The 12722-nt window shown below is 32.7% G+C and carries 7 protein-coding genes; 4 read left to right on the top strand and 3 right to left on the bottom strand.

The window, feature by feature from the left end; translation table 11 throughout:
* Positions 1-72: 72 nt before the first annotated feature.
* The 4 genes from J4051_RS05325 to istB all read left to right on the top strand — a co-directional run bounded on the left by J4051_RS05325 (position 73) and on the right by istB (position 10434).
* Positions 73-1551: a helix-turn-helix domain-containing protein gene (locus J4051_RS05325; RefSeq protein ID WP_208232816.1), complete on the top strand. Its 1479-nt coding sequence runs from the start codon at positions 73-75 to the stop codon at positions 1549-1551.
* Between the two features lie 384 nt (positions 1552-1935).
* Positions 1936-7587, top strand: a complete 5652-nt coding sequence (locus J4051_RS05330; RefSeq protein ID WP_208232817.1) for an NACHT domain-containing protein — start codon at positions 1936-1938, stop codon at positions 7585-7587.
* Positions 7588-8111: 524 nt separating this feature from the next.
* Positions 8112-9665 carry an IS21 family transposase gene (istA, locus tag J4051_RS05335; protein ID WP_208232818.1) on the top strand — a complete coding sequence of 518 codons (1554 nt, stop codon included), beginning with the start codon at positions 8112-8114 and terminating at the stop codon, positions 9663-9665.
* Positions 9666-9696: 31 nt separating this feature from the next.
* The gene (gene istB, locus J4051_RS05340) at positions 9697-10434 is read left to right on the top strand and encodes an IS21-like element helper ATPase IstB (protein WP_163517220.1); all 738 of its coding nucleotides are present in this window, start codon (positions 9697-9699) and stop codon (positions 10432-10434) included.
* A gap of 67 nt (positions 10435-10501) precedes the next feature.
* Here istB and J4051_RS05345 read toward each other — a convergent pair whose 3' ends face one another.
* The 3 genes from J4051_RS05345 to J4051_RS05355 all read right to left on the bottom strand — a co-directional run bounded on the left by J4051_RS05345 (position 10502) and on the right by J4051_RS05355 (position 12333).
* Positions 10502-11353, bottom strand: coding sequence for a hypothetical protein (locus J4051_RS05345; protein ID WP_208232819.1), 852 nt, complete (start codon positions 11351-11353; stop codon positions 10502-10504).
* Positions 11354-11506: 153 nt separating this feature from the next.
* Complete coding sequence (locus J4051_RS05350) at positions 11507-12061, bottom strand: GNAT family N-acetyltransferase (protein ID WP_208232820.1); 555 nt, start codon at positions 12059-12061, stop codon at positions 11507-11509.
* Between the two features lie 11 nt (positions 12062-12072).
* A complete protein-coding gene (locus J4051_RS05355; protein ID WP_208232821.1) occupies positions 12073-12333 on the bottom strand; it encodes a hypothetical protein in 261 nt (86 codons plus the stop codon).
* Positions 12334-12722 lie beyond the last annotated feature (389 nt).

The raw sequence follows: 12722 nt of genomic DNA on the forward strand, positions 1-12722 counted from the left end.
ACAAGCGAACGTTCGCTAAATAATTTATTTCGCTGAAATTGACTTGTTCGCAAAAATCATTATATTTGTTCTATGGAAGAAGATTATATCAAAGTTATATTTGGGTTAAAGCTAAAGCAGATAAGGACTGAAAGGAATTTATCGTTGTTTGGTTTGTCCAAACTCTCAGGCTTGTCAAAGTCTTATTTGAACGAAATTGAAAATGGAAAAAAATATCCAAAACCAGATAAGATCATAACACTCGCTGAAAAGTTGGATGTTCCTTATGACCAGATGGTCTCTTTGAAATTAGACAAAAACTTGGCACCAATCGGTGATTTGTTGAGTTCTAAAATCCTCAAGGAAATCCCATTAGACCTCTTCGGAATAAAGGAAAGTGACCTGATAGATATCGTTGCGAATGCACCATCTAAGGTCAACGCATTTATTAGTACGATTATCAAAATAGCTCAAAACTATAATTTCAGTAGAGAGAGTTTTTTCTTGGCTTCAGTACGCTCTTTTCAAGAAGCGAACAATAACTACTTTGAAGAGTTGGAACAAGGTGTTTTAAATTTCGCCAAGGCTTATCAAATAAATTTGGATATGCCAATTACTTCTCGTGATTTAGGAGAGATTTTAGTGGAAGAGTTTGGATATACCATCGTCGATGACGAATTGAATAAGTTTCAGGCTTTAGATAATTTACGATCTGTATTTGTTCCAAAAACCAAAACGCTATTGTTGGCCAATGAGATAGATGAAGCACAGCGGACGTTTATTTATGCCAAAGAATTAGCGTATAATTTTCTTGAGATAAAAGAACGTTTATACACATTTCCGTGGATTAAATTTAAAACCTTTGATCAGGTGCTGAATAATTTTTACGCTTCCTATTTTGCTGGCGCTCTAATTATTCCGAATGCTAAGATTAAAGTGCTGTTGAACGAAATTTTTGAAAAGGACACTTTGGACAGGGACTTATTTTTAAATGCGATAGAAAACTTTAATGCATCCGCAGAATCCTTTTATCAACGTTTGACTAATATATTGCCCAAAGAATTTAATCTTCAGAACTTGTTCTTTTTGAGATTTACGCATAAAGCGGGCAGCGAAAAATTTTATCTTAAAAAAGAGTTGCATTTATCCCATGAACATTCCCCTCATGCCAATGAAGCGGGTGAACATTACTGCCGACGTTGGGTATCTATTAAAATGCTGGAAGATATAAGCAAAAGTAAAAAGGAACATGAGTTTGATCTCCAGATTTCCAACTACCCAGATGATGGTATGAAGTATTTGGTATTATCGTCTGCAACAAAAGATCCCTTCAAAGAGAACCATTATCGGAGCATTAGTGTTGGGCTGCTTATCAATAGGCAATTACAGCGAAAAATTAATTTCTTATCCGACCCAAAAATTATCACTCAAGACGTGGGTGTAACTTGCGAGCGCTGTCCCATTCAGGATTGTGAAGTCAGACAAAGGCCTGCTATTTATTTGGAGCGAGCCGCTAAAAACAAAAAGGTCGAAAATATTGTGGAAGAATTGAATGCTAAGTTTCAGTCTTAAATATGTACTAATGGCAACGCCACAAATGAAAAAAGCCTAATAAATCATATGATTTATTAGGCTTTTACTGGTCGGGGTGGCAGGATTAATTAATTAATCATAACACTCTGTATATTAAATCTTTAAAACACTATTAACAGTAGCTGTTCACCTGATTGTACACTAAAGTCAAAAAGAACGATTTAAAAACAAATTTTATTTGTCTTTGGTTTTGTAAAGATACAATTTCTCTCCAAATTGGATAAAATTTATATAATTTTTATGTTCAATTATGACTCGATGTGTTCCTATTTTATTCTGAACAGAGCATTTCAAATTTTATTTCTGCTTTCAATATCTAATATAGGATTTAGATTTATTAGATTTATTAATTAAATGATTTTTATGGCATTAGATAAGGCACATAAAGGATATGAATATCAAGACTTATTAACCTCATATTTTATATTGGAGGAAATAATTAATGATTACGTAAGTAGTTTTAAAATTGACCAAAAAGAGTATGAAGGAGATAAATTCGATGATTTAACTATTTACAGAGGAAATCAAGTGCTTAAAAAGCAAATAAAGTATAGTGATAATCATATTTTGAATAAATCAGATTTATCTACAAAAGGATCATATAATCTTGCTTTGGACTTGCTTTATGATTCTTGGTTAAATCATCCAGAAAAAGATAACATTCAAGACATGAGAATATGTTTGGCTTGGAATGAGCCAATCGAAGATGAATTATTGAAAATTTTAATAGAGGATAATTCGAAAAAATCGTTTAAAAACTTCAATACTATTCAATATAGAGTAGATGTGAAAAAATTATGGAAAAACACAAAACCATTAAAATCATGGCGGCGATTTGGTAATAAATCAAAAAATATTGATAAGAAAAAATTCTCAATATTTTGCGAAAAGCTCATACTCGAAGTTGAGTTTCCAAAATTTAGTCTGGATTTTAATAACCCTTCTGATTTAGAATCAATAATTTCACAACAAATAGAAAATCTTGGAATTGGGATTTATCCAAATGATAAAATCTATCCAATTGACTTCATAGTTAACTTAAGTCATCTCGTTAGAAAACACAGAATAAACCAGAACTTACTTTCAGTTGAAGATATTTTCAATAAATTAAATATTAAAAGAGATTTTGGTTCAATCAAACAGGTTTTTCCTATAAACTCTGATGAAAACATCAGCATTCAAACCCAATTGATTGAATTCTTAAATTTTTTAAATCAAAATCGAAAAGTTATTTTAATAGGTGAACCAGGTAGTGGCAAATCATGGTTCGTTAATAATTTGACAAAATTCTTGAAAAAAAGAAAAATTAAAGTTGTTAAACATTATTGCTATACAGATTTAGAGGATGAACTTCAAAAAGAGAGGATATTGCTAAATGTTTTTTATGGTAATTTAATTTCTGACATACTCAAAGCTTATCCATATTTATCTTCGAAAAAGAAAAACAAATTCGGGAATAGCTTATCAGAATTAAATGAATTATTGCAAAACATTAATGAAGAAACTGTAGTTATTGTTGATGGTTTAGACCATATAGACAGAATAAATGAATTTAGGCAATTTAGTGATATTACTAAAGCAGAAATTGAAATAATAAATTGTTTAGAAAATCTTGTTTTTTCTGATAAAGTTAAAATTGTTGTTACCTCTCAACCAATTAATAAATTAGATAGAATATATTCCTTCAAAAAATATATAATTCCACAATGGCAGCTTTTGGAAGTTGAAAAGTTAATGATGAAGGTAAAACTTAAGAATGTCAATTTAGACGTTTCTAATACAAGCTTGTCTAATTTTTTATTGAAAAAAAGTGCAGGTAATCCATTATATATTAACTATTTGATTAAAGAGGTAAAAGAATTGCCAAATGTGTCAATTTCAGCATTGAAATTATTGCCCGAATACTCTTTTAATCTGGAGCTTTATTATAATTATCTATTGAATCGACTAAATACGAGAGAACAAATCCCGCGAATATTATCAGGTGTAAATTTTAGTCTAACAAGAATTGAATTAGAAGAAATTACTGGAGATGGGGAGGCAGTTGAAGAATCTTTAAAATCACTATCATCAATTCTAAAACATAATTTTTCAAGAAGTGGTTTTATAATCTACCATGAAAGTTTTAGAAGATTCATTATAAACAACCTCAAGAAAAAACATATTGATATAGAGAAAAACGTTTTTTTGCCAGTAATTCTATGGTTTGACAATAAGGGATTATTTGAATATCAAAAATCTTATAGATATTATCTGTCATTCCTATATGATGGTGGTTACTATGATAAGATCATTAAATACATTAGAATTGATTTTGTTTTTAAAAGCTTAATTAATGGCCAACCTTGGGGTTTAATTGAAAAAAATTATGATTATTTAGCTCATGCCTCTGTCAAAAGCATGGATTACAATAAAATAATAACCACATCAGAACTAAATAAAATAATAAGTACTACTCAAGATTCTTTTTTTGAAATATATAGTAACTATATAGAGGCTCTTGGAGCTTTGAAGGGATATAAATATGTTAATGAATATTTAAGTTTTGAAGGATTGCCCACACTTGATTTTAAACTTGGACTCGAAACATGTTATTTGTGCAGTATTAACAATTTTAGCCCCATTTGGGAACTCTACTTTAATGAATATTTTATCAAAGGGAATAGTATTGAGTTAAGCGATTTTCATTTATTAATTCGTTATTATTTGGATAACAGGAATGTTGAGAAATTAGTTGACTTATCGATACAAATTAATGATTATCCTGCATTTATTGAAGTGTTTAGAAAAGAGATATTTGAAAGCCTAGATTTGAAATTATTTGAAGAATTAAAAAATGAAGAAAAAGTAAATTATATTTTGTTTAAAAATATTTTGGAAGAGGATATTGAGATAGATAAAGTGTGTGATAAGCTTTTACAAATAACACATGTTGACCCAAAAGATGAAATTCACATACATCAACTAATTGATTTTGTAAAGCTTAATTACAAAAACAATGAACTTATTGAGTTTGTCATTGGTCAATTCAAAAATATTAATTGGTTCTATAATTGGCTTATTTATTTAATAAAAATCAATATTGCAAATTTGATTTTAGAAAATGATCCAGATAAAATTCGAGATATTTTTAATTTTTTGATAATAGACACAGAAACATTTAAAGGAAAACCAAGAACCTGTGATTTATACTCTATAAAAGAGTTGATTTTTGAATCATACAGCATTGGACTGTCTTTGTTAAATGACAATCAAAATTGGAACGATATAATTGATATAATAGTGGAGGTTTCACAAACCACAACTTCCAGTCTTGGAGGAAGTCTTGGAGGACCATTACCTCCAGATAAATTATTTATTTTACTTAAAAAGCATTCCAAAACTAATAATATAGATTACATATTATTAGTTTTGGAAAACTTAATTAAAGACAAAAGTGAATACCACTTACACTCGTATATAGCCAGTTACTATTTCATTATTTCTCAATTATATTCTGAAAACAATAATTTCCAAAAAGCTAATGAGGCTTTTGAATTAGGGGTAAAATACTCTATAGGTTATACTTTTAGAAAAGATGTAACATTATCAGAATTAATAATCTCATTGGAGAATATTCATTATTTAGGCAAAAACTTTGCATTAAAGGCTTTTCAAAAAACAAAGAGATTAGTTGATTCGGTTGTTGAACATACAGATGGAAAAGAAACAAAACACTATCCTGTATCATGGTTTAAAGCTTTTTTAAAAAATGATACTCATAACTCAAGCTTGTATTTGTGTCATGAATTAAATAATGCAAGACATGATTGGAGGTTAGAATCAAGCCTTTTAAATTTATTGAACAATCAAAAAGAAGAAGTTGACCCACTTATTGAATTGTTTTTGCTTAAAACATTTATTATTGAGTCTTCAGAAAGTCATTTAATAAAATGCCTTGATGTTTATGATTTAACTAAAGAGAATCACCCATTAATTTCTGGAGTTTTTTTAAGTACCATCTATACAAAAGCTGAAATAGATAAAAATTCCACTACTGGTTTTTCTTCTAAATTTGTTGATAGATTAAATTCTGTCTTTAAAAATGTAGAAAACATAATTTCACCTTCATATAATACAAAGATTAAGGAAAAGAGTAATAGAAATTACTATAATAATATTGAGGATTTTAAGGCAAAATATGAGCCGCGTAAGTGTTTCTCTGAAATGGAGATTAACGAAATGCAGTTATATTTAAATGAGAGAAAAATTACTAAAACAGAATTAAACTCGTTATGTTACTATTTTGACCAATATGTCGAATTGACCCCAGAATTAAAATCCTTAATTAAAACCCTCGTAAAAGGAGATATCAGAAAGTCACGCCATAATCCTAAATATGAGCCTATTTTTCAATCAAAAAATGAGATTAGTCTGTACTATTGGCTTTGCTGTTTTTCATATGATAAGCAAGGATGGTATGAAGAATTTAGTTACCCAGAAGGCTTGAAATATGCTTATAATATAGATAGGAAATTGACGTTATTTTATCTACAGGAATTTATAGAAGAGAAACTCTCATTAGGCTTTAGTGTTGGTCTTTCAGGCAATTTAATTAATTCATTTATAGAAATTGGTGAGAAAAGATCTCTGATAAAATCTATGTGGAATAATTTGTTTAACTCAACTCATGAAAGATTACCTTCAAGTGTTGATTTTGATTGGGATAGTGCCTTAATCAATGAGTATGAAATGAATATCGAGGAGATATTTATCTGCATTTTACTTACTCGATTTAAATCAAATACAGTTGAAAGGTTTCAAAACACTCTATCCGCCATATCCTATTTGGTATATAACTGTGAAGAAAAATTAATCAAACCTTTAAAATGGTTTTTTAAGAATCAAGAAAAATATTTACATTCAATTTTGAGTTCAATAATCACTTTATTATATGAGTACGATAAACAAAATCCACTTTACAAAGAAAACTTCAAAAATGAAATTGATCTAATATACCCACAGAACTCCTTCCTGATTGATACTGCAATAGAATTATTATATTTAAAAAAAAAGAAAACCTTGATTTTTGATAATCCAGATTTTTTTTATTGTGATGAACAAGTTACAGAACAAGAATTTAAGTTTTTTATAGAACTAAATTCAAGACACAATAAATTAATAGAGAATTTCCCTTTAAAGTTAGTTGAAATCTATCAAAAATATAAAAGAACTTACAACAAAAAATATAATGGTGATGTTTTAGAGCCTTATTACTCTGTTTCTAACAAGCTTCATGTCAATAATCTGTATTATTATGATTATCTACTTGAGTTGCTCAACAAGGATTTATATGAGCCACTGAAAAGGATAAAAGATCAGAAAACTGTTTTTGAAGAATTATGCATTGATGTTAAGAATATAGTGTCCCAAACAAACTCATACAAGCTTAGACCTAAAGACTTAAAAACTCCAAGGTCACTTGATGAAAATTACGAAGAACCAATTTTTAATAATAATGAATGGGTGAGAATCGCACATGTTGAATTTGAAATATATAAAAATGATAGGTCTTCAGAAGGTATTGAATACAGGTCATATGGCTCCATTTGTTTCGAAAAGAATAAAGAGAAAGGCTTACCGATGGGTGAATTAAAACATATGCCTAATGAACCTGATGACATTTTACAAGGACTGAATGAAAAAATCATATCATATATTTTTATTCAAAAAAAACATCATCTTGAAGATTTTGCTTTAATAATATTGAACCCTCTAATTTTAAAAAATTTTAAACTAAAATTAGTAGAATTCAATGATGGCCTATCTGCGAAAAATGAATGTGGTGAAACAGTTTTAAAGTATAATCAATGGAAATCAAATTATGTAGGACATGGACACATATTGGGAATTGCCGATGAAATACCTCTACTTGAAGGAGCAGAATTAATAATAAAAGAGGAGTATCTCAAAAAAATATCATTAGACTATACCGAAAAACCCTTTTATAGAACAATTACATTTAATAGGGGCTAAAATTTTCCTTATAATTTTAAATTGTTATTGATCAGTTCTTAATCCTTTATAAAAAAAAGGATTAGATTTTAAATAAAACCTAACCCAAGTATATTTTTTCAATTACACACTTAATGAGGCAGTGCCTTTAAATATCAATTAAACTCTTCATCAACAAACGGTGAAATTTCGTCGTGGCTTTTGTAATATTCTTCTAGTTTACAGTCTATAAATATGCAGTTTTCTATGTAATCCCAAATACTCGCCTTGTTTTAGAGAATAACTAATATATTCAGGCTGTCCTATAAGTTTTGATATAGCTTGTTTAATATGTTTATTCAGCTCACATTTTCTAAAATATTGATAATTCTGTGATTGATGGTTACTTCGGTTCGATTTGTGCCAGTGATTTCGGTTTCATAGTGCCAGGCATTTCGGTTCAAACTGTGCCACTTTTGCCTGTGTGTTAATAACCCATAACGGTTCGATTTGTGCCACTTTGAAAGATCAAGTATTAATTACCTTATCGCTTAAAAGAATGCGATATGGCCAACACACTTGATCCAATGGACTTAAAACAAATCATTTCCCTGTATATTGATGGGTTCAGCAACCGTAAGATAGGTGCTACCCTCGGGATATCCCGCAACACGGTAAACAATTATGTGCGGCTGTTCAAGGCCAGCACCCGTTCCTTAGAAGAGCTTTTGGCCAGTGACAATGTTGCCCTTGAGGCACTTTTCCCTTCCAGTACCACCATAGCCAATCCCCGCTATGAGGAGCTCATGTTGTATTTTGACGGCATCAATAAGGCACGGAACCATCCGGGGTTTACCTTTCTGTTCCATTATCAGGAATATCTACAGACCGCTAAGGAGCCCTATAGCTATACCCAGTTCATGGAGCATTACAACCGTAAATATGCAAAGGTGAGGGGATCCATGAAATTGGAACATGATCCGGGCAATGAGATGTATATCGACTTCGCCGGCAAGAAGCTGCAGATCGTGGATCGGTCCACCGGGGAACTCATCGCGGTTGAAGTCTTCGTGGCCATCCTGCCCAACAGCCAGTACACCTATGTGGAAGCCTGCCATAGCCAAAAGAGAGCGGATTTTATTACCTGCTGTGGACATGCCCTGGAGTTTTATGGCGGCGTTCCCAAGGCCATCGTCTCCGACAATCTAAAGTCGGCCGTAACCCGTGCCAGTCGTTATGAGGCAGATATCAACCGTAGTTTTAAGGACTTTGCCAGGCACTACAACTGCGTGATCAATCCGACCCGTGGCTATTCCCCGCAGGACAAGGCCCTTGTGGAAAATGCGGTCCATCTTGCCTACCAGCGCATCTATTACCCTCTGCGCAATATGACCTTCTTCTCCCTGGAGGAGCTCAACAAAGAGATCCGCAAGCTGTTGACGGCCTATAACAATCTACTGTTCAAAAGAAAGCAGGCCAGCCGCCTGGAGCTCTTCCAGTCCATAGAAAAGGGCCATTTAAAATCACTTCCAACAAGTCCCTACCAGCTTAAGGACTATTGCCGTGCCAAGGTACAGAAGATGGGCTATGTGTACTTCTCACCAGATAAAAGTTATTATAGCGTACCCTACCGCTACATAGGCCAGCAGACCCAGATCCGTTATACCTCCACAACGGTGGAAGTGTATTATAACCATCAGCGGATAGCCCTGCACCGGCGCAATCCCAGAAAGGGAAACTACAACACCGATCGCGACCATCTGAGCAGTACCCACAAATATTATGTGGACTGGAGCCCCGAGTTTTTTAAAAAGAAGGCAGCTGTCCACGGAGAAAACGTAGTGGCATGTATCGATACCATCATCGCCTCCGGGGATTACCCCGAGATCGGCTACAAACGGGCCATGGGGCTTATACAGTTGCACAAGGCCTATGGCTCACAGCGCTTGGACAGCGCATGCAAAAGGGCCATACAGGCAGATGCGGTCGCATACCAGCGCATCAAGAACATCCTGAAGAACAACCTGGACCAGTCTTCCCTGTTCTACCAAGACCTAGAGGAAGAGAAACCCCATATCCCCGTACATGAGAATCTTAGGGGAGCTTCGGCATATCAATAAATAAAATATTTAATCAATAAACTCTATAATTATGAACAACAATCAAACTGTTGAAAAACTAAAACAAATGCGTCTGAACGCCATGGCAGATCTGCACCTCCAGCAGATCAGGGAAAACCGCACCACGAACCTTACGGCCGATGAATACCTGGCATTGCTCACGGACCATCAGTGGGAGGACCATAAGAACCGAAAGATCCAAAGGCTCCTCAAGCAGGCAACCTTCCGGGGACAGGCAGCCCTGGCGGAAGTGGATTACACCCAACAGCGCAATCTGGACAAAAATATGTTCCTGCGCCTGGGGTGCCTTGATTTTATAAAACGAAAGGAGAACATCATTATGACGGGTGCTTCCGGAGTTGGAAAAAGCTATCTGGCCCAGTCCTTGGGGCATCAAGCGTGCATGATGGAATATCGTACCATCTATGCCAACACCGCTCGTTTGTTAAAAAGATTAAAGCTCAGCAAGGCAGATGGAACCTATTTGAAAGAACTGGCAAAGCTCCTAAAGGCAGATCTACTTATATTGGACGACTTTGGCCTACAGGCATTTGACGGCCATGCAAGAGAATCGCTTATGGATATAATCGATGACCGCTACAACCGATCCTCCACCATCATCTTATCCCAGATCCCGGTCTCCGCCTGGTATGACATCATTGGAGAAGGAACCATAGCTGATGCAATCCTGGACCGGATCGTAAACTCCTCACACAGGATAGACCTCAAAGGAGAATCCTTAAGAAAAGGAGCTTTGAAGAACGAATAACATTAATTTTTTATATAATTGCAGTATCTTTTAAAGTGGCACGGTTTGACCGAAACACGTGGCACCATCACTCCGAAATAGCCAATTGAAGAATTTGGTTTTTATTATGCGCTATTTTATATTCCTTTTCTTGTTTTAATGCTTGAAGTAATCTAAGTTCATTTTCATTTTTTCTCTTAGCTATTAAATGTTTTGCGTTTTTTTCTGCCTCTTCTAAAATAATCTCAAGTTCAAGTAGGTTCATAATGAAAAAGACACGCTCATATTTATAAATAGTATTTATGCTATTTGGAACAATTCTTATCATGTAATCTTTAAAATCAAGAAATAAGTTTTTATTTATGAAGTACTCCGAAGTTAGCCACTTCCTTATCCTTTTTAAAACGGATACTAATTTCTCATCTTTCTTGTAGGAATAAATATATCCTTCCACCTTTCTATAATCAAACTTTGAAATTTTAAGAATTGTATCATTTGCAGAATAATCTGTGAAATCGAGGACAAGATAAGGTGTGTAACCTAAGGACTTATGAGCTACGTAACGTGATTCCATCTCATTTACTGAAACACTCAAAGTGTGTTGAAACTCAATTGCCACATCATTAACAACACTGTCAATTCGATGAGTCTCATCATTGAATTTTACGGTAATCTCATACGTTTTACTCCCTGAGTTTATAACCCCATATTCATTTTCAATTTTATTAAACTGCCAGTCCGAATGCCAAAAACACATTTCGTTATCCTTTTTATTTTGATTCGTTTCTGGTTTAGATTTTCTTCTAAAATATGAGCTGTGATTTGAGTTCTTCGGATAAATAACGGAAACAAAAATCACATCTTTGTGTAGCCTAAACCAAGTTCTATATTGAGGATCTTCATTTTCAAGGTTGTTTGTGTCAATGATTTTTTGATTCATTCAAAATTAGTTTGTGACGTCTCATAGCCAACACTTATGGGTTGGGTATTGGTTAAGTTTCTAAATAAACCTGTCTTTGTAAAAATCCCGTAGGCATTATCATAGAAGTAAAGGTTGTACTATAGCTCGAATACGGAACTGTAGCAAGTTTTTTTAGCCTAATTGTAGTTCGTAAACGTCTTGTTTTAGGTCAAATTTTTGAGTTCTTTTGAAACCTGATTTTGTCAGAATTTTGATTGAACCAATATTTTCTGGCATACATAGAGCTGATATTTTGGTAATTCCTTGGTCTTTCATACTTTCTACTATCGCCTTAATCGCCCCAGACATAACACCCAAATTCCAAACTTTTTTGTTTAAGTAATATTCAATAAACCAAGTATCCTTAATTTTATATTGTGTTTCTGTTTCAATTCCTTTTGGTGTTATGATATTAATTTGTCCAAGTACTTCGTTATTATTTTTTAATGTAATAAAGTGAGTATATCCTAACTGTTGATCGTACCTAAAAGTCACTCCTAATAATTCGTTGGAAACTCTTTCTTTATCATCTGTTCTTTTTTCGGATATAAATCTAGTGTTTTCCTCATCACTTAAAATCTCAATTAGATTGTCTACAATTTGGTCGTGCCTTAATATATCTGATTGCCTTAAAGGGTGGATAATTGTCACTCCGTTGTCGAGGTTAATTGGTCGCAATCTATTCATAGTCAGTTTTATTAAACGAATCCTTTAAAATTATAAATATTTTCTTTCCACTCCTTAACTAAAGCTTTGAATGTGTGCCCACGTGATATATTTATGAATAACTTAATATCCTTATTAAAGACCATTACGGTGCAATCAGTGCATTTTAACTTTAACGTTGTATATTCATTATCCCATCCCGTTAATTGATCAATCAATGTATTTCCATTTACAATTTCCAAAACTGTAACTTCAATTTCATAAATTCCAGGGTTAACTTTTTTAATGATCATTTTTGCATAATGTTTTTATATGAACTGCAACACTAATATAGCAGTAATAAGTCGCAACTATAAATATTGTAGCTTCATATCAAACATATTATATATTCAGGATAGTATCAAATTTAATTCAGATTATAATCTGAGCTTTTTTCTTTTCACGGAAATTTACAAGATTCAGAGAATTTACTCTCTGACTTTATTTGATAAATGATAAAAAATCATTAAAATAGAGAACTATATGTTAATAGTGAAAAATGATTTTCAGCATTGCAAGAAAAATATTTCTGACCTGTAATTAATGAAGGATGGATTTCCATGTTAAAAGCAAATGAAAAATGAAAAAATTAAGCCAAATTTTTCACATATGGTTCCTGTCGTTTAATGACAGCACAGATCCT

The sequence above is a fragment of the Gelidibacter pelagius genome, from assembly GCF_017581925.1.
Taxonomy (GTDB): Bacteria; Bacteroidota; Bacteroidia; order Flavobacteriales; family Flavobacteriaceae; genus Gelidibacter; species Gelidibacter pelagius.